This is a genomic window from Chitinophaga sp. 22620 (assembly GCF_052044405.1).
Taxonomy (GTDB): Bacteria; Bacteroidota; Bacteroidia; order Chitinophagales; family Chitinophagaceae; genus Chitinophaga.
The window spans coordinates 149,169-173,222 of the sequence record NZ_JBQEMV010000001.1; the positions used below are offsets into that span (position 1 = coordinate 149,169).

Annotated in this window: 24 protein-coding genes; 10 read left to right on the top strand and 14 right to left on the bottom strand. The window is 53.8% G+C overall.

The features are described 5' to 3' along the window. Positions 1-6: 6 nt before the first annotated feature. From ACTJIK_RS00580 to ACTJIK_RS00595, 4 genes are all read right to left on the bottom strand, one after another. Positions 7-303 carry a hypothetical protein gene (locus tag ACTJIK_RS00580; protein WP_440644300.1) on the bottom strand — a complete coding sequence of 99 codons (297 nt, stop codon included), beginning with the start codon at positions 301-303 and terminating at the stop codon, positions 7-9. 108 nt (positions 304-411) lie between these two features. Continuing rightward, positions 412-1,683, bottom strand: a complete 1,272-nt coding sequence (gene serS / locus ACTJIK_RS00585) for a serine--tRNA ligase (RefSeq protein WP_440644301.1) — start codon at positions 1,681-1,683, stop codon at positions 412-414. Positions 1,684-1,724: 41 nt separating this feature from the next. Further along, positions 1,725-3,392, bottom strand: a complete 1,668-nt coding sequence (locus tag ACTJIK_RS00590; protein ID WP_440644302.1) for an NAD+ synthase — start codon at positions 3,390-3,392, stop codon at positions 1,725-1,727. 43 nt (positions 3,393-3,435) lie between these two features. Next, on the bottom strand, positions 3,436-4,158 hold the full coding sequence (locus ACTJIK_RS00595; protein ID WP_440644303.1) for a porin family protein: 723 nt from the start codon (positions 4,156-4,158) through the stop codon (positions 3,436-3,438). Between the two features lie 20 nt (positions 4,159-4,178). Here ACTJIK_RS00595 and ACTJIK_RS00600 point away from each other — a divergent pair, with 20 nt between their 5' ends. Further along, a complete protein-coding gene (locus ACTJIK_RS00600) occupies positions 4,179-5,210 on the top strand; it encodes a hypothetical protein (RefSeq protein ID WP_440644304.1) in 1,032 nt (343 codons plus the stop codon). A gap of 95 nt (positions 5,211-5,305) precedes the next feature. Here the strand turns inward: ACTJIK_RS00600 and apaG are convergent, their stop codons facing one another. The 5 genes from apaG to ACTJIK_RS00625 form a co-directional block, all read right to left on the bottom strand. After that, the gene (apaG, locus tag ACTJIK_RS00605) at positions 5,306-5,692 is read right to left on the bottom strand and encodes a Co2+/Mg2+ efflux protein ApaG (protein ID WP_120517400.1); all 387 of its coding nucleotides are present in this window, start codon (positions 5,690-5,692) and stop codon (positions 5,306-5,308) included. An 83-nt stretch (positions 5,693-5,775) separates the two neighbouring features. Then, positions 5,776-6,102 carry a DUF4157 domain-containing protein gene (locus ACTJIK_RS00610; RefSeq protein WP_440644305.1) on the bottom strand — a complete coding sequence of 109 codons (327 nt, stop codon included), beginning with the start codon at positions 6,100-6,102 and terminating at the stop codon, positions 5,776-5,778. A gap of 293 nt (positions 6,103-6,395) precedes the next feature. After that, positions 6,396-7,322 carry a DUF5777 family beta-barrel protein gene (locus tag ACTJIK_RS00615; RefSeq protein ID WP_440644306.1) on the bottom strand — a complete coding sequence of 309 codons (927 nt, stop codon included), beginning with the start codon at positions 7,320-7,322 and terminating at the stop codon, positions 6,396-6,398. Between the two features lie 29 nt (positions 7,323-7,351). Further along, entirely contained in the window at positions 7,352-7,906 is a 555-nt protein-coding gene (locus tag ACTJIK_RS00620) for a YceI family protein (RefSeq protein WP_440644307.1), read from the bottom strand. A 19-nt stretch (positions 7,907-7,925) separates the two neighbouring features. Next, positions 7,926-8,297, bottom strand: a complete 372-nt coding sequence (locus ACTJIK_RS00625) for a hypothetical protein (protein ID WP_440644308.1) — start codon at positions 8,295-8,297, stop codon at positions 7,926-7,928. A gap of 136 nt (positions 8,298-8,433) precedes the next feature. Between ACTJIK_RS00625 and ACTJIK_RS00630 the strand changes: the two genes are divergently transcribed. Beyond that, positions 8,434-9,705: a UDP-N-acetylmuramoyl-tripeptide--D-alanyl-D-alanine ligase gene (locus tag ACTJIK_RS00630; RefSeq protein WP_440644309.1), complete on the top strand. Its 1,272-nt coding sequence runs from the start codon at positions 8,434-8,436 to the stop codon at positions 9,703-9,705. 281 nt (positions 9,706-9,986) lie between these two features. Here the strand turns inward: ACTJIK_RS00630 and mce are convergent, their stop codons facing one another. Continuing rightward, positions 9,987-10,388, bottom strand: coding sequence for a methylmalonyl-CoA epimerase (gene mce, locus ACTJIK_RS00635; protein WP_440644310.1), 402 nt, complete (start codon positions 10,386-10,388; stop codon positions 9,987-9,989). A gap of 100 nt (positions 10,389-10,488) precedes the next feature. On the opposite strand from mce, the gene ACTJIK_RS00640 reads away from it, so the two are divergent. The 8 genes from ACTJIK_RS00640 (at position 10,489) to ACTJIK_RS00675 (ending at position 20,164) form a co-directional block, all read left to right on the top strand. Next, complete coding sequence (locus ACTJIK_RS00640; RefSeq protein WP_440644311.1) at positions 10,489-11,649, top strand: cysteine desulfurase family protein; 1,161 nt, start codon at positions 10,489-10,491, stop codon at positions 11,647-11,649. A 12-nt stretch (positions 11,650-11,661) separates the two neighbouring features. Beyond that, positions 11,662-11,988 carry a HesB/IscA family protein gene (locus tag ACTJIK_RS00645; protein ID WP_440644312.1) on the top strand — a complete coding sequence of 109 codons (327 nt, stop codon included), beginning with the start codon at positions 11,662-11,664 and terminating at the stop codon, positions 11,986-11,988. Between the two features lie 123 nt (positions 11,989-12,111). Next, positions 12,112-12,849, top strand: coding sequence for a gliding motility-associated ABC transporter permease subunit GldF (gldF, locus tag ACTJIK_RS00650; RefSeq protein ID WP_440644313.1), 738 nt, complete (start codon positions 12,112-12,114; stop codon positions 12,847-12,849). Next, on the top strand, positions 12,849-14,564 hold the full coding sequence (gldG, locus tag ACTJIK_RS00655) for a gliding motility-associated ABC transporter substrate-binding protein GldG (RefSeq protein WP_440644314.1): 1,716 nt from the start codon (positions 12,849-12,851) through the stop codon (positions 14,562-14,564). The genes gldF and gldG overlap by 1 nt, the downstream gene beginning before the upstream one ends. 50 nt (positions 14,565-14,614) lie before the next feature. Next, entirely contained in the window at positions 14,615-15,568 is a 954-nt protein-coding gene (locus tag ACTJIK_RS00660; protein ID WP_440644315.1) for a TerC/Alx family metal homeostasis membrane protein, read from the top strand. A gap of 63 nt (positions 15,569-15,631) precedes the next feature. Then, positions 15,632-18,124 (top strand): bifunctional UDP-N-acetylmuramoyl-tripeptide:D-alanyl-D-alanine ligase/alanine racemase, encoded by a 2,493-nt coding sequence (locus ACTJIK_RS00665; protein ID WP_440644317.1) that lies wholly within the window; start codon positions 15,632-15,634, stop codon positions 18,122-18,124. A 63-nt stretch (positions 18,125-18,187) separates the two neighbouring features. Further along, positions 18,188-18,838, top strand: a complete 651-nt coding sequence (locus tag ACTJIK_RS00670; RefSeq protein WP_440644318.1) for a lipoprotein signal peptidase — start codon at positions 18,188-18,190, stop codon at positions 18,836-18,838. A gap of 354 nt (positions 18,839-19,192) precedes the next feature. Continuing rightward, positions 19,193-20,164: a sulfite exporter TauE/SafE family protein gene (locus ACTJIK_RS00675; protein ID WP_440644319.1), complete on the top strand. Its 972-nt coding sequence runs from the start codon at positions 19,193-19,195 to the stop codon at positions 20,162-20,164. A gap of 78 nt (positions 20,165-20,242) precedes the next feature. Here the strand turns inward: ACTJIK_RS00675 and fumC are convergent, their stop codons facing one another. The 4 genes from fumC to ACTJIK_RS00695 all read right to left on the bottom strand — a co-directional run bounded on the left by fumC (position 20,243) and on the right by ACTJIK_RS00695 (position 23,983). Further along, a complete protein-coding gene (gene fumC / locus ACTJIK_RS00680; protein ID WP_440644320.1) occupies positions 20,243-21,643 on the bottom strand; it encodes a class II fumarate hydratase in 1,401 nt (466 codons plus the stop codon). 51 nt (positions 21,644-21,694) lie between these two features. Then, positions 21,695-22,474: an enoyl-CoA hydratase/isomerase family protein gene (locus ACTJIK_RS00685; protein WP_440644322.1), complete on the bottom strand. Its 780-nt coding sequence runs from the start codon at positions 22,472-22,474 to the stop codon at positions 21,695-21,697. A 120-nt stretch (positions 22,475-22,594) separates the two neighbouring features. Continuing rightward, positions 22,595-23,422, bottom strand: coding sequence for a hypothetical protein (locus ACTJIK_RS00690; RefSeq protein ID WP_440646134.1), 828 nt, complete (start codon positions 23,420-23,422; stop codon positions 22,595-22,597). Between the two features lie 141 nt (positions 23,423-23,563). Continuing rightward, complete coding sequence (locus ACTJIK_RS00695; protein WP_440644323.1) at positions 23,564-23,983, bottom strand: cobalamin B12-binding domain-containing protein; 420 nt, start codon at positions 23,981-23,983, stop codon at positions 23,564-23,566. Positions 23,984-24,054: the final 71 nt, after the last annotated feature.

Sequence of the window (24,054 nt, forward strand, 5' to 3'; positions counted from 1 at the left end):
AAATACTCAGGACGCTTTTGCGTGTTTGGTCACAAAAGCAAGCACGGCGGCTTTCTGGTCCTCGGTGAGCTTTGCTTTGGGGGCCATCCTGTCTATGATTCTCGGCCATCTTTCGCCGGTACGGGTCTCGGGAAGGCGATAGCCATGGCATTTGGCGCATTTTTCCTTGAAAATGGCCTTGCCGTCCGACTCCTCATACTTCGAGAAAGCTGCTTCCACCGCTGCCGTGTCTTTAGGATTCAAGCCACCGGCACATCCGTAAAGCACTACCGCGATCAGACAAAACTGGATTAGTGTTTTCATAATTTGCATTTTAAGACCTGAGAACAAATTAACGTAAAAAATAGAAAAGCGTACGGTTATGACCGTACGCTTTCAAAATTTATACGTTGTTAACACGCATTACGTTGCTTAGGCGATCCTGTCGCTGCCGAAATAAGAACGCAGCGCTTCCGGCAGGATGATGCCTTCGGGCGTCTGGTTATTTTCCAGCAAACAGGCCACTATCCTGGGCAGCGCCAGTGAGCTGCCGTTCAGGGAATGCAGCAGCTGGTTCTTCCCGTTCTCGTCCTTATACCTGATCTTCATCCGGTTGGTCTGGTAGCTCTCGAAGTTGGACACAGAGCTTACCTCCAGCCACTTTTCCTGCGCGGCGGACCATACTTCAAAATCGTAGGTCTGCGCGGAAGTAAAGCTCATATCGCCGCCGCAAAGGTTCAGGATGCGGTAGGGCAGGTTCAGGGAGATGAGCAGCTTTTCCACGTGCTCCACCATTTCCTGCAGTACGGCATATGATTTCTCAGGCTGCACCAGCTGTACCAGCTCCACTTTTTCGAACTGGTGAAGGCGGTTCAGGCCGCGCACATCTTTGCCATAGGAACCGGCTTCGCGGCGGAAGCAGGGCGTGTAGGCGGTCATCCGCACGGGCAGCTCGCTTTCCTTCAGTATCTCGTCGCGGTAAATGTTGGTTACCGGCACTTCCGCGGTGGGTATGAGGTAAAAGTTGTCTTCGGTCACAAAGTACATCTGCCCTTCTTTATCCGGCAGCTGGCCGGTGCCGTAGGCGGAGGCTTCGTTGACCATATAGGGCGGCAGCACTTCCGTATAGCCGTTGGCGGTATTGAAGTCCAGGAAGTAGCTGATCAGCGCGCGTTGCAGGCGGGCGCCCTTGTTTTTATACACGGGAAAACCGCTGCCGGTGATCTTATTTCCCAGCTCAAAATCAATGAGGTCATATTTCTTCGCCAGGTCCCAGTGAGGCACGGAGCCTTCTGCCAGCGTGGGCTTGGCGCCGCCGCTGCGCACTTCCACGTTGTCTTCCGGGGTTTTACCGGCAGGCACATTGGCGCCGGGCAGGTTGGGCAGCTTAACGAGCGTATCGTGCAGTTGTTTTTCCGTTTCCCTGAGCGATTCATCGATCGGGCCAAGGGCCTGTTTGAAGGCGGCAACGTCCTGCTTGCGCGCTTCCGCGCCCGCTTTGTCGCCCGAAGCCATCAGCTTGCCGATCTCTTTTGAGGCCGAATTTACTTTCGCCTGCGTTTCATCATACTCCAATGTAAGTTTCTTCCGCCGGTCGTCCAGCGCCAGCACTTCATCCACGATACCGGGCTCTTTAAAATGCTTTACAGCCAGCCTTTCCAGTACCAGTTCCTTGTTCTGACGAATAAATTGTACCTGTAACATGTATTGCTCTTGAATTTCGACAAAGATAACGGGGTTCTCCCTTAACTCAAATATTTCCCTACAATTGGCACCCTGCGGCCCACGCCAAAGGCTTTGGACGATACGCGGATGATGGGGCAGAACTGGTTCCGCTTGTATTCGTTGGTGTTCACCATTTTCAGCGTACGGGCCACCAGCGCTGCGTCATAACCGCGGGCAATGATCTCTCTCGGGCCCTGGGTGCGCTCGATGTACTGGTAGAGTATCCTGTCCAGCACGGCGTAATCGGGCAGGCTGTCGCTGTCTTTCTGGTTGGGCCGCAGCTCCGCGGAAGGGGCTTTGTCGATGATGTTGTAAGGAATGATCTCCCGGTCGCGGTTGATGTAACGCGCAAGGGCATATACCTGCATCTTGTACACGTCTCCCAGCACAGAAAGGCCGCCGGCCATATCGCCGTACAGCGTGCCGTAGCCGGTGCTCAGCTCGCTTTTGTTGGAGGTATTCAGCAGGATGTAGCCGAACTTGTTGCTCAGCGCCATCAGCAGGTTGCCGCGGATGCGGCTCTGGGTGTTCTCTTCGGCCACGTTAAAGGGAAGGCCGTGGAAGAAGGGGTCCAGCGTATCGAGGAAACACTCATAAATATTGTTGATGCGGATCACGTCGTACGGATTCTCCAGGTTGCGGGAGAGCTGCACGGCATCGTCCACGGAATGTTCGGTGGAATAAGGGGAAGGCATCAGGATGGCTCGCACGTTCTCCTTGCCCAGGGCTTCCACGGCCAGGGCCAGGGTAACGGCGCTGTCTATACCGCCGGAAGAGCCGAGGATGGCCTGTTTGAAGCCCATCTTCCCGAAATAATCGCGGATGCCCAGCACGATGGCGTCGTGTATGCGATGGATGTTATGGTCAAATTCCAGCTCTTCGAGGGCAACGGCTTTCGGCGTGGCACTGCCGGTGGCTTTTGCCTTAGGCAGCTTATCGAGCGAAAAACTACCCATGGCCTCTTCGAAGAAAGGCATTTGCAGCGCGATATTGCCGTCTGCATCAAACACCATGGAACCGCCGTCGAACACGATCTCGGTCTGCGAGCCCACGGTATTGCAGTAGTACATAGGCAGGCGGTATTTGAGCACATTGGCGCGGATGATCTCCCGGCGGCTCTCGTCGTGGTTGTAATCGAAGGGAGAGGCGGACAGGTTGATCATCACATCGGGTTCCTGCGCCATCAGCCGGTCCATGGGGCAAACGCGGTAAAGCGGGTTGTCTCCCAGGTTCCAGATATCCTCGCAAACGGTAACGGCCAGTTTTTTTCCTTTGAAGGGGATCACCTGCCATTCATAGCCGGGCTCGAAATAGCGGTGCTCGTCGAACACATCGTAGGTAGGCAGCAGCGTTTTATGGATCACCTGCTGCACTTTGCCTTCGTACAGGAACCAGGCCGCGTTGAAAAGGTCTTTCCCTTCGATATTGGGGTTCCGGTGCGGAGCGCCTACCAGCACGGCCGTGCGGTGGGTGTGGGCTTTTATCTCGTCGATGGCCGCATAGCTGCGGGCAATGAAATCTTCAAACTCCAGGAAATCCCTCGGGGGATAACCGCAAACGCAAAGTTCTGAAAATACCACCAGGTCTGCCCCCTGCTGCTCTGCTTCTTTGATCGCATGGATGATCTTGGCGGTGTTGGCTTCGAAATTCCCGATATGATAGTTCTGCTGGGCTAAAAAGATGTTCATCCGTTCCTTTTTTTCTGCTGCAAAGGTACGCCTAATCGATGGTTTAAAAATAAACCCCGAGGCGCACAACGAAGTTGTTGGTATTGATGCGGCCATCGTCCCACTTGCTGTTGCGGGTCACGTCTATGAAGTTGTTCTGGTAGATCACGCCCAGTGTGCCGGTGAGGGTTTGGGTGAGGGGGTAATCTATGCCGCCGCCCAGTATCAGCCCGGCTGTAAGGGGATTGATGTCTTTGAAGATATTCACCTTGTCGAACTTCTGCTGCCCGCTGATCACATTGGCCCTGCCCCTGATGGGAATGCCTGTGAAACCGCCGAACTGGCCCCAGATACCCACACCCTGGTCTGTATCCGTACGCAGCTTGAGGGTCACCGGCACTTCGATGTACTGGAGGCGGATATCGTATTCGGAGGCGGCCGCGTTATAATCATCCAGCCCGATGCCGGTGTTGTACTGCATCACGCTGCCCATGTGGCTGATCTGGAGGCCGGAGCCGATGGCGTAATTGCCACTTTCGTCCAGGAAGAAGTCTGCCAGGATGCCGTAGCTGAAATAAAAACGGCCGCTGTTGCGCTCCACGCCGTTGTCTTGCGCTTTCAGGAACGAGGCGCCGGGGTCCAGCTTGAAGCCGAGGCGCATTTTACGGCCTGTTCTTTCAGACAGGGAATTGCTCAGGGTTTGCGCCTGCACGGCGGAAAAGATCAGCAGCGAACAAACAAGCAGCAAAGATTTCGGGAATAGGTTGTTATGCAATATTTTTACCATTTCTAAAGTTTTATTAGGCGATGCAAAATTATAAGAATAAATATTTCCTGTTCACCTTATTCCTGACGGCCTGGATAATTTCAGGATGCGGCGGCGGGAAGAATGTTCCTGATGTGAGCCACATACCTGTAGATGTTACTATCCAGCGGTTCGACAAAGAATTTTTCCGTATCGATACCAATAACGTGCCCGCAGGCTTAAAATTGCTGGAAAAAGCCTATCCTCACTTCGCCCCCGCCTATTTTTCACAGGTGCTCAACTTCGGCCCGCTGGCCGATACTAACCGGCTGATGCCCGTGCAGGTGCGCAATTTCCTGGCCAATAAGGATTTCAGGGCTTTGCAGGATTCGGTGGAAGCGCACTTCAGTAATATCGAACCGCTGGAAGCTGAGCTGACGCAGGCTTTCAGGCTTACGAAATATTATGTCACCAGGTTCAACGCACCCAAAGTGGTGACCTTTATTTCTGCGATCGCCAATTACGGCGCGGTAACGGTGGACTCTACCGTTGGCATCGGGCTGGATATGCATATGGGTGCGGATTTCCCGATCTATGGCATGCTGCCCGATTACCCGGCTTACCTCGTGCGGAAGTTCACGCCGGAATACATCCCGGTGAACGTGATGAAGGTGGTGCAGCAGGACCTTTACCCCCCGCACGAAGAAGGCTCGCAGCTGGTCGCGAACCTCATAGACCTGGGCAGGCAACAGTATTTCCTGGAAAAAGTCTTACCTGAAACGCCGGAGGAAGTGAGGCTCGGCTATACGAAAGAGCAGCTGGATTTTTGTAAGGAGAACGAGGAAATGATATGGCAGTATTTTGTGCAGAATAAGCTGCTCTATACTACGGATTGGCAGGACATTATGCGGTATACCGGCGAAGGCCCTTCCACGCAAGGCATGCCCGCGGGCGCGCCGGGACAGATAGGCGCTTATACAGGCTACCGCATTGTGCAGGCTTACATGCGCAGGAACCCGGAGGTATCGCTGGAGCAGCTGATGGCAACAAAAGATGTGATGACGATCTTCAATAAAGCGAAGTACAGGCCGTAAAGGGGAAATGATATCTGAACCTTGAGCTGGATAAAAACAGTACAGGGAAATATAACCGGGCCGGGAAGCCGGTATGGGCGGCGGAGCGCCGTATATTAGTTCATTTTGAACGGAACCACCATCTGGAATTCGGGGATCTTCACGTCGAACAGCTTTTTATTGAGCTGGTTTTCCATCTGGTAAGTACCGTACATTTTACCGATCTCCGTGCGGAGGTTGGAACCGGAAACGTACTGATAGCTTTCATTGGGCGCCAGCAGCGGCTGTACGCCTACCACTCCTTCCCCTTCCACTTCACGGTGAGAGCCGTTGGAATCGATGATATACCAGTGGCGGCGGAGCAATTTTATCGGAAATGTGTTGTTATTTTCAATGGTGATGCGGTATGCAAACATGAACTCACTTCCTATCGGATTGGAGTAATCCGGCTGATAGAACGTTTCCACGCTGATCGTGATTCCTTCTGTGACCTTCTTGACCATATGATCAACCTTTAACGTAAAAATAAGGAAAATACCCACGTTGCAACATTTTTTTATCATACCCCGGGGGTTTTAACGAATCTTTAGGTTATTTCCACACCATCCAGCTCGCGGACGTTGTGCTCTGCAAGCCTGGCGGCCTTCTCGAAGGGAATGTCGTAGTACCCGAACCGCATCCAGTCCGCCAGGTAACGCCGCAAAAAGCCCCAGAAACCATATTCACGGTACTGGCGTACATGCCGCACTTCATGCCGCACCCAGCGGGTGTTCCGGAGAAATTCGGCCCGGCTTACCCCATGCAGGTGTATCACCCGCCCGAAAACGATGGCGATATTGCTGCTGCCCATCTTCCAGGCAGCCAGGCGGGCCACTTTCGAATTTTCCCTGATCCGGCAATGAAGCGTTTCCATGGCCGCAATTTAATGGAAAATGAAACACGGCCGCCACAGCCGGAAAAGCAGCAGCAGCGGGCCGCTCATCATGAAACCGCCGGCCCCTTGATGACAGTCGCCGGCCTTTCAGCCGGGAACTTTCGCGGTCAAAAATACCCGTAACTGCAACGTGCCGGCGCCGGGCCGGCTTTGCAGTTACGGTTGAAACCCAGTTGGCACAGGTATTTCAGCTAAATGGGGGAAAATTATTTTCCATGGGTGGCCCGCAAAAGGCCAAGCCCTTCGAAAACTCCGGTAAAGATCACAGCAGGTTATTTCCCCAGCGAAAACCTCCTCGAAATATTAAAGCCCCATCTGAACTGGCCCTGCGTCCAGGTGGTGACGGTTTCGGGGATGAACTGGTTTTCCAGCACGGCCGTGGAGTTCGTGAAATTCATATGGAACACGTGGCCGCCCGTTTCGATCTCCACCCCTACGCCCAGCGAGTTGTAGAACTCTATGCCCCGGGATTTGTAATAATCCTTGCTTTCTTCGTCGCGGAAAGGCACGAAATAATCAACCACCAGCGCCATCCGCTTGGAAAACCGTAAACGGCCGCCCACGCCCATGGCGAACATATTGTTCATATCCTTATAACCCACGCGGTTGCGGTGCACGTAAGTGGGCAGCAGCGCCAGCGACATAAAGTCGCCGAACTTGCGGGAGATAATGGCCTGGGCCGTGTAGCTCAGGCGGCTGCTGAATTTATCGAAATAATTCACATCGCTTTTTTCCGGGCTGCTTTTCATGCCGGTCACCACCGCGTTGCCAAACACGGTAACGCCTACGGGTATACGGTTATCCATGGTTTGCTGCAGCACTTTGAACTTGCCCAGCACTTCGTACATCTGGGAAAAGTTCCCGCTGCCCTTGGTGCGGCTGACGCCCGCGGTGAGGCGGTCTGTAATGCCGTATTCAAAAGCGATGCGGATGTCCGTTGAATTGTCCAGCCCGAAAAAGGTGCTGCTGCCGCCGCCGGAGCCGCCCAGATCGCCAAAGCGGTGCGCCACGCGGAAATCCAGGTCGCCTTTGGAGAGCGTTTCGTTGCTCTGCCCGTTGATGATGCGGGTACTTTTAAAAGTGGCGATCACAGGGTCGCGGCGAACGGAATCCTTCCCGAACATTTCGCCCAGGTCGTCCTGCGCCATCGCGGCGGGCGCCGCCAGCAGCAGAACAGGTAACATGCGGAGTTTCAACATATCGTTGGTTTGTTATTTTTTGTTTCTGTTTATTGGTTCTGGCTTGCCGGTTGGTAGGCCGCTTCCAGCGTTACTTCCACCACCTCGGCCACGTTCTTCACCACCAGGCTGGGGATCTTGATGTTATGGTCCGCCACGCGCACGTTGAATTTGGCGCTGGCAGCCAGTTTGCCGTTCTGCACGGTAAGCGTTCCCTTCTCTTTGTACGTTTTGGTAACACCATGTATCTGCAGGCTGCCCTCCACGGTCACCGGGTACACGCCATCCTTCGTCAGGTCCGGGTTTTCCAGCACCTTGCCTTTAAATTCGGCATGCGGGAACTTGTCGCTTTCCAGGTAGTTTTCGTTAAAATGCTCCTGCATCAGCTTTTTCTTAAACTGGAAGGTATTGATGGGCACCTTGAAATAAATGGCCCTGGTAGCGGTATTGATGGCGGAAACGCCCTGCGTGGTCTTCGCTTCTATGTCTTCCAGCGGCGCGCTGGAATAGAAGCGGAACATCACGTTGCGGCATGATTGTATGTTCTGCGCAAAACCGCACAGGCAGCTACAGAGAAGGCAACATATAATGACGAGCTTTTTCATAAAAAATTTTAACAGGTGATCAATCCGGCATGCCATTGCTCACCCAGCAGGCGATGGAATCGCGCACGGCGCGGGGCAGCGGCGGGAAGGACATGCTTTGCGGCATATCGGCATTCTGGCCGGTAACGCGTGCTGTCCAGGATGCGCCGTTGGTGGTGATGTAACTTTTTAATTTTGCCAGCGTCGAGAAATCGGCCAGCAGCGGCGAGCCTGATCCCGGGTGGCAGCTCCGGTTGGTGCAGTTCTGCTGGATGATGGTATACACGCGTGCGCTTTTAATGTCTACGCTGGCGCAGGCCGATGGTGTTTCCGGTTCCGGCGCCTGCTCTGAGGTACAGGCCGCCAATCCGCAGGCGGCGAGGAAAATCAGGTTGTTCAATAATCGTTGCATAGTCTTGTGAGTTCGTGTTAAATGGGCTTACATAGGTTTTTATACGGCACGTATAGAGCATAGGTTGCCTTCCTCCGAAAGATAATAAACAAAATGAGGGCTTCCATTCCTTATTTTTGCACCAAATCTTTGTGCTTTGAACACCGAACAGCTTTACCGGCATTACCTTCAGCACCCGAGCGTACAAACGGATACCCGCAAGCTGCGCGCGGGCGATATTTTCTTCGCCCTCCGCGGGCCTAACTTCAACGGCAACGAATACGCCGCAACCGCGCTGGACGCCGGGGCCAGCCTTGCCGTGGTGGACGATCCGGCATATCATACACAGCCTGAAAAAATGATGCTGGTGCCCGACGTGCTCGCTGCCTTGCAGGACCTTGCGCGGCATCACCGCCGGCAGTTGCAGATACCCTTTATCGGCATTACCGGCACTAACGGGAAAACCACTACGAAAGAAATGGTGCGCACCGTTTTGGGCGCCGCCTTCCGCACGCATGCCACCGAGGGGAACCTCAATAATCATATCGGCGTACCGCTCACTATACTCAGCATCCCGCTGAACGCGGAAATGGCGGTGATAGAAATGGGCGCCAACCACCGCGGGGAAATAGCCGGGTATTGCAAAGTGGCCCTGCCCACGCACGGCCTCATCACCAATATCGGGAAGGCGCACCTGGAAGGGTTCGGCAGCGAAGAAGGCGTGCGCCTGGCCAAGGGCGAGCTGTACGACCACCTGCGGGAGAACGGCGGAACGGTGTTCGTTTGCAAAGATTATCCCTACCTCGTAGACATGAGCAAGGGCATTGATAATATTATCACCTACGGGCGGGGCGAAGCGGATTACGCGGGCGCGCCTTTCCCCGGAACCGCGCTGCTGGAGCTGGAAGCGGTGGAAGCCGGCCATGTGCGCACGCAGCTGGTGGGCGAATACAACTTCCCCAATGTAATGGCCGCCGTTGCCATCGGGTTGCATTTTAAAGTGCCGGGAGAGGCCATCAGGAAAGCGATCGAAGGATATGTGCCTTCCAACAACCGTTCGCAGATCGTGCAGCGGGGAGGCAATACGTTTATCATGGATGCCTACAACGCCAACCCATCCAGCATGAAAGCGGCGGTGGAAAACTTCGCTGCGCTTGACGCAGCGCAGAAAGTATTGTTGCTGGGCGCTATGAAGGAATTAGGGGAAGACAGTGAAAAAGAACACCAGGCGCTGGCGGAGCTGTTGCAGCAAAGACATTGGAAAGCGGTAGTGCTGGTAGGAAAAGAATTTGCCCGGGTGAACCACCCCTACATTTATTTTGAAACTGCGGAAGAGGCCCGTAAATGGCTGGAACAGCAGCGTTACGAGGGCGCTCATATCCTGGTAAAAGGAAGCCGCAGCGTGGGGATGGAAAAAGTGCTCGGCTAAATCTGCTTACCACTGTCGAAGTGTGCGACGCAACGGCGGCTCAATAGTTATTCCTGCGCTGGTTCCCAGCAAAGCCCGTCATTAAAAAAATAAACCTGCGAGTTAAAAAACTCACAGGTTTTCATAACCTATGCCAACTTTAGAGTTATGTTCAAAGCCCACAGGGGCTTGTAATTGCTTATACAGTAAGTATTCCTTACTTACTATATTATCAACGCACGATTAAATAAAAGGTTTAAACAGACGTGACATTTTTTTAGACAAAACCCCAAGTCACTGATTTACAACCGCTCTTGCGTCAACTCCACCAATATGCCGGCGGTACCTTTGGGATGCAGAAAACAAACTAGCTTGTTGTCTGCACCGGGTTTGGGCTCCGTATTCAGCAGCTCGAACCCTTCTGATTGCAGGCGGGCCATTTCCGCTTTAATATCTGCCACTTCGAAGGCGATGTGATGCACCCCTTCTCCCCTTTTGGCGAGGAACTTCGCGATAGGACTGCTTTCTTCCGCCGCTTCCAGCAGCTCGATCTTGGTATCCCCCTGCCTGAAAAACGCCGTGGAAACGCCTTCGGAGGCTATATCCTCGGTCTTGTAACAGGACGTATTCAGCAATTTCTCGAAGAGAGGTACGGAATCCGCCAGCGACTTCACGGCGATCCCGATGTGTTCCACTTTTAACATAATCTTTAAGCTTTGAAATATAGACGGAAGCTATCGCCCCACCGGCCTTTATTGATGGCCGGACCGGCCAAAAGTAGAACTTATATCGTAATTTTGCGGGATGCAGCAGCCGCCGGTATACCTGGATTATAACGCCACCACGCCCTGCGATCCGCGGGTGGTGGAAACCATGCTGCCGTTCTTTACGCGGCACTTCGGCAATGCTGCGTCGCGCAACCATGCATTCGGCTGGGCCGCGGAAGGGGCGGTGGACCATGCAAGGCAGCAGCTGGCGCGGCTCATCGGCGCGGATGCGCAGGAGATCATATTCACCTCCGGCGCCACCGAAGCGGTGAACCTCGGCATCAAAGGGCTCTTTGAAGCATACGCCGGAAAAGGCAATCACATCATTACCGCGGAAACAGAGCACAAAGCCGTGCTCGACACGCTGAGCCACCTCGAAAAACAGGGCGCTTCCGTTACCCGGCTGAAAGTGAATGCCGCAGGGCTGATCAGCCCGGATGAGCTGGAAGCCGCCATCACGGCTGAAACCATCCTGATCGCCATCATGTACGCCAACAACGAGACCGGCGTGATCCAGCCCATAGCGGAGATCAGCCGCATAGCGCAGGAAAAGGGCGTGATCCTGTTCACAGACGGCACGCAGGCCGTTGGCAAAATACCGCTGAACGTGCAGCAGGAAGGCATCGGCATGATGGCTTTCAGCGCACACAAGCTGTACGGGCCCAAAGGCGTGGGCGCGTTGTACATAAGGCGGCGCGGCCCCCGGGTGAAGATCATCGCCCAGATGGACGGGGGCGGCCATGAGCGGGGCATACGCTCCGGCACACTGAACGTTCCGGCCATTGCCGGGTTCGGGAAAGCCTGCGAGCTCGCAGCCGCCGAAATGGCAGCCGTTGCCGACCGCTTATCTGCCATGCGCGACAGGCTGGAAACCACCATCCTGGCCCGGGAACACGCCACGGTAAACGGTTCCGGCGCACCCAGGCTGCCGCATGTGACCAATATCGGCTTCCATGGCATGCAGGGCGACGCTTTGCTGAGGTCCATAAGCCGGCAAATTGCCGTATCTTCGGGCTCAGCCTGCACTTCAGCCAATCCCGAACCCAGCCATGTATTGCTGGCCATGGGGGTGGAAGATGAACTGGCACGCTCTTCGCTCAGGTTTGCCTTAGGAAGGTACACCACCGACGCAGAGATAGATTTTGCCATTGCAGCCGTGGACAATACGATCCGTGAATTCAATGAAATTTTAAAATAAAAGGGAACGATCATGATTTATATAAGCGATAAAGCCAAACAAAAAGTAGACGCATTGAGGGCCGAAGGCACCCTGGGGGCGGACGCTTTCCTGCGGGTGTCCGTAGTGGGCGGCGGCTGCTCGGGCCTGAGCTACAAGCTGGATTTCGACACAGAGACCAAACCGAAAGACCAGGTGTTTGAAGATAAAGGCATTAAAGTGGTAACAGACCTGAAAAGCTTCCTGTACCTCTGCAACACCACCCTCGAATTCTCCGAAGGCCTCAATGGTAAAGGGTTCTATTTCAACAACCCGAACGCCGCCCGCACCTGCGCGTGTGGAGACAGCTTCGCAGTATAACCGCCATTACATACGATTTTAACGGGAAAAGCCGTTTGGAAACTATTCCGGACGGCTTTTTTCTTGTTTAAAAAGAAATAACGGATAACTAAAAATTCAAATATTCTATATTTGTCACCGTCTATGTACGCGATATTCAAAAAAGACATTCACCAGTTTTTCAGCAGTATTACGGGCTATGTGGCCATTATCCTGTTCCTGCTTGCCAACGGGCTCTTCCTCTTCGTTTTCCCGGACACCAGCCTGCTGGACGCCGGGTATGCCAACCTGGACGGTCTTTTTGAACTGGCCCCCATGATCTTCCTCCTCCTGATACCCGCCATCACCATGCGCAGCCTGGCAGATGAGTTCAGGAACGGCACCATGGAGCTGCTCAGCACCAAACCCCTCACCTGGTGGCAGATCGTTTGGGGGAAATACTGGGCCTGCCTGCTGATCGTGCTCATCGCGCTCATACCCACCGTTGTATACTACATTGCCATGGCTCAGCTGGCCGCAACGAACAACGGTCTCGACGGGGGCAGCATCCTCGGCTCCTACATCGGGCTGCTGCTGCTGGGGGGCGTGTTCACCGCCACCGGCATCTGGGCGTCCTCTCTCACCGGCAACGCCGTGGTGGCCTTTCTCATCGCTATCTTCACCTGCTTCATACTGTACAACGGCTTCGATGCGCTCAGCAGGGTTGCTGTGTTTTCAGGCGGGGCGGACTATTACCTTAAAATGGCCGGCATCCGTTACCATTACGACAGCATCAGCCGCGGCGTGGTAGACAGCCGCGACATCATTTATTTTTTCAGTCTTACCGGCCTGATGCTCTACCTCACTAAAATTTCACTGGAACGCAAAATCTGGCAGGGATAATGGAAGTAACGAGAAAGGATAAACGAAAAAAATACCTCCAGCGCACGCTGGGCGTACTCGCCGTGATCGTCGCGCTGAATGTGGCCGCCGCCTACCTGCATGGCCGCTGGGACCTTACCGCCGAAAAACGCTATACCCTCGCCGCTTCCACCCGCAGCCTGCTCAAAAACCTGGATGCGCCGGTGACCATAGAAGTGTATCTCAAAGGCAAATACCCCGCGGGTTTCCGCCAGCTGGCCGATGCCACGCGCGAGCTGCTGGAAGAATTCCAGCAATACGGCGGCAATAATATCCGGTTTACCTTCCTCAATCCAGGTACAGACCTGCCCGATTCCATGCGCACCAGCTTCCAGGATTCCCTGATGGCGCGCGGCATACTGCCGTTCAATTTGCAGGTGCAGGAAGACGGGAAGGATGCTTTCGCTGAAAGGCTCATTTTCCCCGGCGCCGTTATCCAGTACAAAGGCCGCGAAAACGCGGTGAACCTGCTGAAAAGCCAGGGCGGGCTGGACCCGATGGCCGCGCTCAACAACTCAGAAGCCCTGCTCGAATATAAATTCGCCAATGCCATTTACCAGCTGCAACAGGAAGAACGCCCGCTGGTAGGTTATATGCTGGGCCACGGCGAGCCTGAAGGCCCCAACATCTACGACGCCCTTAAGACCCTGCACGAACAATACCAGGTGGATACCATCAACCTCCGCTCCGATTCCCATATCCCGCGCGAGTTTGACGCCATCATGTTTGTTCGCCCCGCCGAAACTTTTACAGACGAAGACAAGCTGAAAATAGACCAGTACGTGATGAACGGCGGCAAAGTGATCTGGTTCATCGATAATCTCAATGCTTCCGTAGACAGTCTTAGAGGCCGCGATTTCGTGGCCTTCGACCGCGGGCTGCAACTGGAAGACCTGCTCTTCAAATACGGCGCCCGTGTGAACCTGGACCTGGTGCAGGACCTGCAGAGCGATGTGATACCGTTGGTGGTAGGCAACATCGGCGATAAACCGCAGATCCAGCCTGTGCCTTTTCCTTTCTTCCCGCTTTTCACGCCTACCAATGCGCATCCCATCGTGAAGAACATGGACCTCGTGATGAGCCGCTTCGCCAATTCCGTGGACACCGTTAAAGGCGGGGACATCCGGAAGACCGTGCTGCTGGCCAGTTCAGAGCATAGCCGCGTGCTCCGCGGGCCCGTGCAGGTAACCCTCGAAAGCGTGCAGCAGCAGCCCAACCCGAGAGATTACCGCCTGCGCAACGTGCCCGTGGCCGTATTGCTCGAAGGGCGCTTCCCCTCCCTGTTCAACCACCGGCTGGGCGCGGCAGAGCAAAAAGCGCTGGAAACCGCTTCAGGAAAGCCTTTCAAAGCAATGGCAGACACCATCGGGAAAATGATCGTGGTGGGGGATGCCGATATTATCACTAATGCTGTTTCCCAGAAAAGCGGCCCTTTGCAAATGGGCGTGAATGAGTTTAATCCGCAATATGTTTTCGCCAACAAAGAATTTTTCCTCAACAGCATCGAATACCTGACCAGCAAAACGCCGATCATGGATACCCGTAATAAGGAGCTGACCCTCAGGCTGCTGGACCCCGAAAAAGTGAAAAACGGCCGCACTAAATGGCAGGTCATTGCGTTTGCCGTTCCCATCGGTGTTATCCTGTTGTTTGCCATGGTTTTCCAGTTCATCCGCCAACGCAAGTATGCCGGGTAAAACCCCGGGGAATCCATTATCTTTGCTGTTCATTAAATTTTCCGCTTTGCATGACACCGCAACAATGGACGTACACCGTATTTGGTATTGTTATCGTCTTGGCCCTGATTTTCGACCTTGGGCTTTTAAGTAAAAAAGGTGAAGTTATTTCCATTAAAAAAGCGCTGGTTCAAACCTGCTTCTGGGTTGCCCTGTCATTCGGCTTTTTTGCATTTATCTGGCATGAGGACGGTTCCAAAATGGCGATCGAATACCTCAGCGCCTACCTCATGGAATGGTCGCTTTCCATCGACAACATTTTCGTATTCATCCTGATCTTCGGGTTCTTCAAGATCAAAGAGACCGCCTATGCGCGGGTGCTCCTGATCGGCATTCTCATGGCTATCGTGTTCCGCGCCATTTTCATTACCGTTGGCGTGGCCCTGATCGCTCAGTTCGGCTGGATACTGTACATATTCGGCGCATTTCTTGTATACACCGGCATCAAGATGTTCATGGTGGACCAGCACGAAGAATTCAAGCCCGAAGAGAACTTTGCATACCGTTTTATGCAGAAATACATGCGCATTTCGCACGCCGAGCCGCATGACCGTTTTACCATCAAACACAGCGGCAAGGTGTATTTCACTTCCCTGGCCGTGGTGGTGGTAATGCTTGCCGTGACGGACATCGTGTTTGCGCTGGATTCCATCCCGGCAGTATTTGCCATTTCGAAAGAACCGCTGGTAGTGTACACTTCCAACATCTTCGCCGTACTGGGCCTGCGTTCCCTGTTCTTCCTGCTCAGGGGCGCTGTAGACAAGTTCGATTACCTGCAGCAGGGTATCGCCATCGTGCTGGTGTTCATCGGTCTCAAAATGCTGGCCGAGATCTGGCACTTCAAGCTGCCGGTTTGGGTGAGCCTCATGGTGATCGTAGTGTGCCTGGCAGGTTCTATTGTGTATTCCATTATATTCGACAAGAAGCTCCCGGTGAAGCCGGTTGAAGAAGAGATAGAAAGTTAGTTAGTCCGGAAAGCGCCCGGGAAAGAGAGTCCCCGGGCGCTTTGTTATTAAAACCATATTAAATTGTATACAGCAGAAAGTATCAGCAAGATCCTGAAGGGCGAATTGATGCAACAGACCGGGTACCCGGAGATCGAACATATTTTGCTGGACAGCCGCAAATTACTTGTTGCCGAAACATCCTTGTTCATTCCCCTCGTCAGCGACCGCCGCAACGCCCACCAGTACATCGATGAGCTGTACCAGAAGGGCGTCAGCAACTTTGTCGTAAGCGAACCCGTAGCCGCAGGTCTTTATCCGAAAGCCAACATCATCCTCGTTAAGAACACCTTGCAGGCGCTGCACGCGCTGGTGGCTTACCACCGCCAGCAGTTCCACATCCCGGTGATAGGCATCACCGGCAGCAACGGCAAAACCATCGTTAAAGAATGGCTCTTCCAGTTGCTGGAAAAGGACTACAACATTGTGCGCAGCCCCAAGAGCTATAATTCGCAGATCGGCGTGCCTTTGTCTGTCTGGCAAATGAAACCCGAGAACCAGCTCGCCATTTTTGAAGCCGGTATTTCACAGCCCGGCGAAATGGTGAACCTCGAAAAGGTCATCCGCCCTACCATCGGCATCTTCACCAATATCGGCGAAGCCCACAACGAAGGTTTCCTGAACATCCGGCAGAAAGTGAACGAAAAGCTCGTGCTCTTCACCCGCGCCGATGTGCTCATTTATTGCAAAGATTACCTTGCGCTGAACGAATGCGTGAACAACTTCCACAACCTCGTTGGCAAGCGCGAGATCGACAACGACCTGCAATTGCTTACCTGGAGCCGCAAAACGGAAGCGGACCTGCGTATCATCGGCGTGGACAAGAACGATAACCATACCCGCATAGACGCGTTGTACAAACAGGATCCGGTCTTCATCCGCATTCCTTTTACGGACGAAGGTTCTATCGAGAACGCCATCCATTGCTGGGCGCTCATGCTCCACCTCGGCAAGCCGCACGATGTGATCCAGGACCGAATGGACCACCTCGGCAACATCGCCATGCGCCTGGAAATGAAGCAGGGCATCAACAATTCAAGCATCATCAACGACAGCTACAATTCCGATCTGGGCTCGCTGGCCATTGCGCTGGACTTCCTGCAACAGCAGCGCCAGCATCCTACCCGCACGGTGATCCTCAGCGACATCCTGCAATCCGGCAAAAGCGAAGGCTCCCTTTACGAAGAAGTGGCCGGCATGCTGGAAAAAAAGGGTATCCAGAAGCTGATCGGCATTGGCAAACATATTTCCCGGGAAAAGCAGAGCTTCCAGAAAGTGCACAGCACCTTCTATGCATCCACCGAAGAGTTCCTGCAAAAAGTGGACACAGCGGATTTCCAGAATGAGTCCATTCTCGTGAAAGGCGCGCGGGTGTTCCAGTTCGAGCGCATCGGCAAGCTGCTGGAACAGAAAGCGCACCAGACCATCCTGGAGATCAACCTCAGCGCCATCGCGCACAACGTGAAAGCGTACCAGGCCCTGCTGAAGCCCGGCACCAAGCTGATGGCCATGGTGAAAGCCTTTGCTTACGGCAGCGGCACTTTCGAGATCGCCAGCCTGCTGCAGTTCCATGGCGTTGACTATCTCGCCGTGGCTTATGCGGATGAAGGCGTGGACCTGCGCCGCGCGGGCATTACGTTGCCCATCATGGTCATGAACCCCGAGCCCAGCAGCTTCGACGCTATCCTTCAATGGAACCTGGAACCGGAACTGTATTCCATGTACACCCTCGAACAATTCGAAGAATCCGTCCGTTACGCGAATAAAACCAATTATCCCGTGCACATCAAGCTGGACACGGGAATGCACCGCCTTGGCTTCGAGCAGCACGAGATCGCCGAGCTGGCGCAGCGCCTGAATGCAGAAGGTTTATTTAAAGTGCAGTCTATTTTCAGCCACCTTGCCGCCAGCGAAGACCCCGCCATGGACGCATTCACCAAAACGCAGGCAGAACGGTTCGCCAAAATGAGCGCCGCGCTCCAGCAGCAGCTGGGCTACGGCGTGATCCGCCACATTGCCAACAGCGCCGCCATTCACCGCCACCCTGACCTCCAGCTGGATATGGTGCGCCTCGGCATCGGCATGTACGGGGTGGACAGTGTGGGTGAATTCCAGGATAAGCTGCGGAACGTGAGCACATTAAAGACCACTGTGGCGCAGGTGAAACGCATTCCCGCCGGGGACACCGTGGGCTACGGCGCTACCTGGAAGGCCGGGAAACCCGCCGTGATAGCCACCGTGCGCATCGGGTATGCGGACGGGTACAAACGCTCGCTGGGCAACGGGAAAGGGCAAATGAAAGTACGCGGCAAACTCGCGCCCGTAGCGGGCGTAGTGGCTATGGACATGCTCATGCTGGACGTCACCCATATTCCTGACGTTACCGAAGGCGATGAAGTGATCGTGTTCGGGGAAGACCTTTCCGTACAGCAGCTTGCCAGGTGGGCCGGCACCATTGCATACGAAATACTGACAAGCATTTCACAGCGGGTAAAACGTGTATATTACCAGGAATAAAACAAGCTGTTAACGGGCTACCATCTTTGAAATAATACATTATTTTTGGAAAAATTTGAAGTTTTGAAATACCGACACATTGTTTTAATAGTAGTGCTGATCCTGGTGGTAGACCAGGCATTGAAGTTCTGGATCAAGACCCATATGACCATTGCTGAACAGTTTCCCGTGATCTCCGACTGGTTCTTCATTCATTTCATTGAAAATGAAGGCATGGCCTACGGCCTGAAGTTCGGCGGCGAATTCGGGAAGATCGCCCTTACCTTGTTCCGCCTCATTGCGGTGGTGATCGGTTTTTTTTATATGAGAAAACTGGTGAAGGAAAAATATCACAATGGTTTGCTGGTTTGCGGCGCGCTCATACTGGCCGGCGCGGCGGGCAACCTGATAGACAGTATGTTCTACGGCCTGATCTTTTCCGAAAGCACCCGTTACGAGCTGGCACAGTTCATGCCTGCCGGCGGCGGATATGGTACTTTCCTGCATGGCAATGTGGTAGACATGCTGTATTTCCCGCTGTTCGACGGAACTTTACCTAGCTGGGTGCCTTTCTGGGGCGGGGAACATTTCATTTTCTTCAGGCCGGTGTTCAACATCGCGGATGCGGCTATATCCGTGGGCGTTATCACCATCCTGCTGTTCCAGAAGCGGTTCCTGCACAGGAAGACCGACGCGGAAAACCAGCCGGTGGGTACTACGCAGCAGGCGGTGTAAGTTGGATTATTTTATTGCAGATAAAAAAAGGAAAGGCGCATTACAGCGCCTTTTTTATTGCGTATAATGCCCGTCAACTATGCGCCAGCATAGATATAAATCCGAGATATTCCACCCAACCGGATAGCTGTCCGCAATAAACAGCATCCTCCCGCGATACTGCGCCGGGATAACATAACACCGCAGGCCTGGCGCACCCTGGCCTTATTTGAAGCCTTGCCCCAGGGCGCGATACCGCTGCCAGGCCCCTGCCTCCGTCATTTTTTAAAACCCGGGCACAAATATTTGGATATACCAGGGATTAGCTATATTTTTAGTCCACAATTCCTGTAGACTATATTAGTATTATAATTTATGTCGCATAATGAGGTGATAGATAAGGCTGAGCAACGCGTAGCTACCGTTGAAACACAAAAGGTGCTGATCGACCTCGTTAACGAGGACAATAAAAAACAGCGCTGGATATGGGTGACCATCGGTATTTCCATTCTCGTGGTGCTTGCAGGCCTCTGGTTCACTTACTACTACGGCATTTCGCACGATACGCAAACCCGCATTGCGCGGTTCGCCAGGAATGTGTTTACCGACAAACTGCTGTTCTTCATGGGTGTGGGCCTTACCGCACAGATGATAGACGGTGCGCTGGGGATGGCTTATGGCGCTACCTCCTCGTCGCTGCTGCTGGGGCTGGGCGTTTCGCCGGCTATGACCAGCACCAGCGTACACGTGGCCGAGGTGTTCACCACCGGCGCGTCGGGCATTGCCCACTTCAAGCTGGGTAACGTGAACAAAAAACTTTTCCTCCACCTGCTCATCCCGGGCATGATAGGCGCCGTCACCGGCGCTTACCTTTTATCCGACAAAATAGACGGCGACATCATCAAACCCTTCATGAGCGCATATCTCATGATCCTGGGCATACTCATCCTGCGTAAAGCGCTGCAGCGCAACAAACCCAAGAGCAAAACCAAAAGGCTGGGCCCGCTGGCTTTTTTCGGCGGTTTCATGGACGCTATCGGCGGCGGCGGCTGGGGCCCGATCGTAACCTCCACCCTGCTCAGCAAGGGCCGCACGGTGAACTATACCATCGGTTCGGTGAATGCCGCAGAGTTCTTTATCTCCGTTTCGAGCGCGGGCACTTTCCTGTTATTCAACGGCGTAGACAGCTGGCAGGTGATCATCGGCCTGATACTCGGCGGCGTGATCGCATCTCCCTTTGCGGCCGTACTGGTAAAGAAAATGAAGCGGAAACCGCTGATGATCATGGTGGGCGTTCTGGTAATAGCCATGAGCCTCCGCACCATCATCATGGTATTCTGGAAATGATCATTATTCAAACGAAATCGAAATACAATAAAAAAAGAGGCTCGCCGGAGCCTCTTTTTTTTATGCGTTGAAAGGATGTTATTGGATCTTGCCGACCATGTTGGCGGGTATCACCCAGGCGTCGAATTCCTCCGGCGTAACATAACCCAGCTTCACGGCCATTTCCTTCAGCGTAGTGCCTTCTTTATGCGCTTTCTGCGCAATTTCAGCCGCCTTGTAATAACCGATCTTCGTGTTGAGGGCTGTTACCAGCATCAGTGAATTATCCACGTGTTTTTTGATGTTCTCTTCGATCGGCGCGATGCCTTCGGCGCATTTGTCGTTGAAGCTCACGCAACCGTCGCCGATGAGGCGGGCGGAGTGCAGGAAATTATAGATCATCATCGGTTTGAACACGTTCAGCTCAAAGTGGCCGGTAGCACCGCCAATGTTGATGGCCACATCGTTGCCCAATACCTGCGCGGCGATCATGGTGAGCGCCTCGCACTGCGTGGGATTCACTTTGCCGGGCATGATGGAAGAACCGGGCTCATTGTCGGGTATGAACAATTCGCCGATGCCGGAGCGGGGGCCGGAGCTGAGCATACGGATGTCGTTGGCGATCTTCATGAGGCTCACAGCCACTGTTTTTAATGCGCCGTGGGCTTCCACGATCGCGTCGTGCGCGGCCAGCGATTCGAATTTGTTCTCGGCGGTCACGAAAGGCAGACCGGTGAGCTCGGCGATCTTCTTCGCCACGTTCTCCGCATAACCTTCGGGCGTGTTAATGCCGGTACCCACCGCAGTGCCGCCCAGGGCCAGCTCGCTGAGGTGCGGCAGGGTGTTATTGATAGCGCGCAGGCCATGGTCCAGCTGGGAAACGTACCCGCTGATCTCCTGGCCGAGCGTGAGCGGCGTGGCATCCATAAAGTGGGTGCGGCCGATCTTCACGACGTGCATGAATTCTTTTGATTTTTTCGCGAGGGTGTCGCGCAGCTTTTTGATACCGGGGATCGTTACTTCCAGCAGCATTTTGTAAGCCGCAATGTGCATGGCAGTGGGGAAGGTATCGTTGGAAGACTGGGATTTATTCACATCGTCGTTCGGATGCACCACTTTGTCCTTATCGGTCAGCTGCCCGCCGTTGATCACGTGGGCGCGGTAGGCCACCACTTCGTTCACGTTCATGTTGCTCTGGGTGCCTGAGCCGGTTTGCCAAACCACGAGCGGGAATTCCGCGTCCAGCTTGCCTTCCAGTATCTCGTCGCACACTTTCCCGATGAGTTCCGCTTTTTCTTTCGGCAACACGCCGGCTTCCTGGTTGGTGAGCGCGGCGGCTTTCTTCAGGTAAGCGAAGGCGCGGATGATCTCTTTGGGCATCCTGTTAATGTCCTGCGCAATCCTGAAATTGTCGATGGAACGTTGGGTTTGGGCGCCGTAATACGCGTTGGCCGGCACTTTCACCTCGCCCATCGTGTCTTTCTCTATCCTGAAATCCATATGCTATAATTTTGGACCACAAAAATACAATTCGGAACGGCAAATCCGCCCCTATTCCCCTTTAAATTGAGGCTGCCGTTTCTGGATAAAGGCTTCCGCCCCTTCCTGCAAGTCTTTCGTGGCAAAACAGGCCGCAAATTCCGCGATCTCGGTTTCGAAACCGCCTTCTTCTTCCATCTTAAAATAAGCGTTCACACATTTGATCACGCGTGAAATGGCCAGGGGCGCCTTGCTTTGTATTTTTTTCAGCAGCTGGCGCGTTTTGTCCAGCAGGGCTTCCTGGGTGGTAACGTGATTCACCAGCCCCAGCTGGCGGGCTTCTTCGGCGCCGATCAGGTCCGCCGTCATCATCAGTTCCAGCGCTTTTCCTTTGCCGATCAGCTGTACCAGCCGCTGCGTGCCGCCATAACCCGGGATGATCCCCAGGTTCACTTCGGGCTGGCCGAACTTCGCATTGTCGCTCGCCACCCTGAAATGGCAGGCCATAGCCAGCTCGCAGCCGCCGCCCAGGGCAAACCCGTTCACCGCGGCCACTATCGGTTTATGACTTTCTTCTATCCGCTGGAATATGGTATGGCCTTTTTTAGCGAGCTCCCCGCCCTGCTCGGGCGAGAGCGACAGGAACTCCGAAATATCCGCGCCCGCAATAAATGCCTTCTGCCCCGCGCCGGTGATCAGCGCGGCGTCTACCCCGGGGTTGGTATAGATCTCGTCTATGGCCAGGGCCAGCTCCTGCATTACTTCCTGGTTGAGGGCGTTCATCTTGTCCGGCCGGTTGATGGTGATCTCCAGGATACCATCCTTCAATTCGGTGCTCAGTGTATTATACATATCGGAAAAGTTTTTATTTGCTTTGGCGTTTAAATTTAAGCCTAAAATCCGGCATGGCGGAAATGAAAAAAGGCTGCACCTGCGTACAGCCCCTTTCGTTGGTCATAGCTATCGATGAGTTTATTTGTCCTCTATTTCGGTCCTTTTTTCGATGATCACCTTGGTGCCTTTACGGTACTTGGTTTTGGTCTGGTGGTAATCATGCGTTTTGCATTTGAAGCCGCCGCTGAAGCTGTAGCTCAGCGTCACGAACATCATATTGGCTTTGATATCCTTGTAGGGCGTGGTTTTTACGCCGTTCACAGTTTCGGTGTAGTCTTTATTGAAGAAATCGTTCAGGTAATACTGCACTTTCACGCCAAACCCGGGCGGGAAGCGGAAACCGGCGAATACCGAGGGCATCAGGATGTCCGTACGGTCGGAGAACCATTCGTTGAACTTGCTTTTCTTGTCGCCGTCCAGGAAATATTTTTCTTTATAGTTGAACGCCAGGTCGTACTCGCCGCCGGCGAAGAAAAAGAACCCGTCGCGCAGGTTACCCACCTTGATACCCAGGGGCACGCCGAGGGTGTATACCCTTTGTTTCAGCTTCACGGAGTCGTTGGGTTTGGTAATAAGCCCTATATTCTTGATATTCAACCCGGTAAAGATGCCGAAGTTGTTGGAAAAGTCGTAGTTGTAATTGGTGCCGACGTTGAAGAACATGGTAAAACGCGGGATGTTGCGCACATGCTCGCCGTTGTTGGTCACCTTGGCGAAAGACAGCAGGGGGCCGTTGCCGCCGGCTGTAATATAGCCCTGGCGGGGCTTGGGCGGGGCATAAATATGGAAATGATAAGACACTTTTTTCTTGACCTCTACGGATGATTCAATAGTGTCGTTCTGCGCCCTGAGCCCTGTGGTAGCGGCCAGGCCGAGAATAAGCATAGTGTAGCGGATAAAGTTCATAAGTTTCAACTTTTGCGGTTTATTGGATTTCACAACGTCAGGCCGGCCCGTCGGGGCTCCCTTCTCTGCCAAGGGAGATATCTTATCTTGCTGCCGTTATATGGAAAAGACGACCCGGTTTTTAAAAAGTTACAAAAAATGTTAAAATTCCCGGTGTTCTTTGGTCCAGTCCGTGATGTAGCCCGCTATTTCCTGGGTATGGGTGCCCGGGGGGAAGAGCTTGCCCACCCCGAGGGCGTACAGTTCCTGCATATCCGCATCGGGGATGATGCCGCCGCCGGTGAGCAGCACGTCGTTCATCCCTTTTTCCTTCATGAGGTTGATGATCTTGGGAAAAACCGTCATATGCGCGCCGGACAGGATGCTGATGCCGATAGCGTCCACATCTTCCTGCAAAGCCGCGTTCACCACCATTTCCGGCGTTTGCCGCAGGCCGGTGTAAATTACTTCCATACCCGCGTCGCGCAGGGCGGAAGCGATCACTTTGGCGCCGCGGTCGTGACCGTCGAGGCCTACTTTCGCTACCAGCACGCGGATGGGGCGTTGATTCGGGTTGACCATAATACTTTATTGGATTGTAAATGTAGTATTTTCCCCGAAAGTGGGATTTACGGGGTGTAAGCACTTTATAT

Excerpts from the sequence above, each read along its gene's own strand:
- ACTJIK_RS00675 (WP_440644319.1), top strand. The coding sequence starts at position 19,193 with ATGTCGCATAATGAGGTGATAGATAAGGCTGAGCAACGCGTAGCTACC.
- ACTJIK_RS00610 (WP_440644305.1), bottom strand. The coding sequence starts at position 6,102 with ATGGAAACGCTTCATTGCCGGATCAGGGAAAATTCGAAAGTGGCCCGC.
- ACTJIK_RS00615 (WP_440644306.1), bottom strand. The coding sequence starts at position 7,322 with ATGTTGAAACTCCGCATGTTACCTGTTCTGCTGCTGGCGGCGCCCGCC.
- ACTJIK_RS00595 (WP_440644303.1), bottom strand. The coding sequence starts at position 4,158 with ATGGTAAAAATATTGCATAACAACCTATTCCCGAAATCTTTGCTGCTT.
- fumC (WP_440644320.1), bottom strand. The coding sequence starts at position 21,643 with ATGGATTTCAGGATAGAGAAAGACACGATGGGCGAGGTGAAAGTGCCG.
- ACTJIK_RS00600 (WP_440644304.1), top strand. The coding sequence starts at position 4,179 with ATGCAAAATTATAAGAATAAATATTTCCTGTTCACCTTATTCCTGACG.
- ACTJIK_RS00625 (WP_440644308.1), bottom strand. The coding sequence starts at position 8,297 with ATGCAACGATTATTGAACAACCTGATTTTCCTCGCCGCCTGCGGATTG.
- ACTJIK_RS00660 (WP_440644315.1), top strand. The coding sequence starts at position 14,615 with ATGACACCGCAACAATGGACGTACACCGTATTTGGTATTGTTATCGTC.
- apaG (WP_120517400.1), bottom strand. The coding sequence starts at position 5,692 with ATGGTCAAGAAGGTCACAGAAGGAATCACGATCAGCGTGGAAACGTTC.
- ACTJIK_RS00690 (WP_440646134.1), bottom strand. The coding sequence starts at position 23,422 with ATGAACTTTATCCGCTACACTATGCTTATTCTCGGCCTGGCCGCTACC.
- ACTJIK_RS00645 (WP_440644312.1), top strand. The coding sequence starts at position 11,662 with ATGATTTATATAAGCGATAAAGCCAAACAAAAAGTAGACGCATTGAGG.
- ACTJIK_RS00695 (WP_440644323.1), bottom strand. The coding sequence starts at position 23,983 with ATGGTCAACCCGAATCAACGCCCCATCCGCGTGCTGGTAGCGAAAGTA.
- gldF (WP_440644313.1), top strand. The coding sequence starts at position 12,112 with ATGTACGCGATATTCAAAAAAGACATTCACCAGTTTTTCAGCAGTATT.
- ACTJIK_RS00620 (WP_440644307.1), bottom strand. The coding sequence starts at position 7,906 with ATGAAAAAGCTCGTCATTATATGTTGCCTTCTCTGTAGCTGCCTGTGC.
- mce (WP_440644310.1), bottom strand. The coding sequence starts at position 10,388 with ATGTTAAAAGTGGAACACATCGGGATCGCCGTGAAGTCGCTGGCGGAT.
- ACTJIK_RS00640 (WP_440644311.1), top strand. The coding sequence starts at position 10,489 with ATGCAGCAGCCGCCGGTATACCTGGATTATAACGCCACCACGCCCTGC.
- gldG (WP_440644314.1), top strand. The coding sequence starts at position 12,849 with ATGGAAGTAACGAGAAAGGATAAACGAAAAAAATACCTCCAGCGCACG.
- serS (WP_440644301.1), bottom strand. The coding sequence starts at position 1,683 with ATGTTACAGGTACAATTTATTCGTCAGAACAAGGAACTGGTACTGGAA.
- ACTJIK_RS00590 (WP_440644302.1), bottom strand. The coding sequence starts at position 3,392 with ATGAACATCTTTTTAGCCCAGCAGAACTATCATATCGGGAATTTCGAA.
- ACTJIK_RS00580 (WP_440644300.1), bottom strand. The coding sequence starts at position 303 with ATGAAAACACTAATCCAGTTTTGTCTGATCGCGGTAGTGCTTTACGGA.
- ACTJIK_RS00685 (WP_440644322.1), bottom strand. The coding sequence starts at position 22,474 with ATGTATAATACACTGAGCACCGAATTGAAGGATGGTATCCTGGAGATC.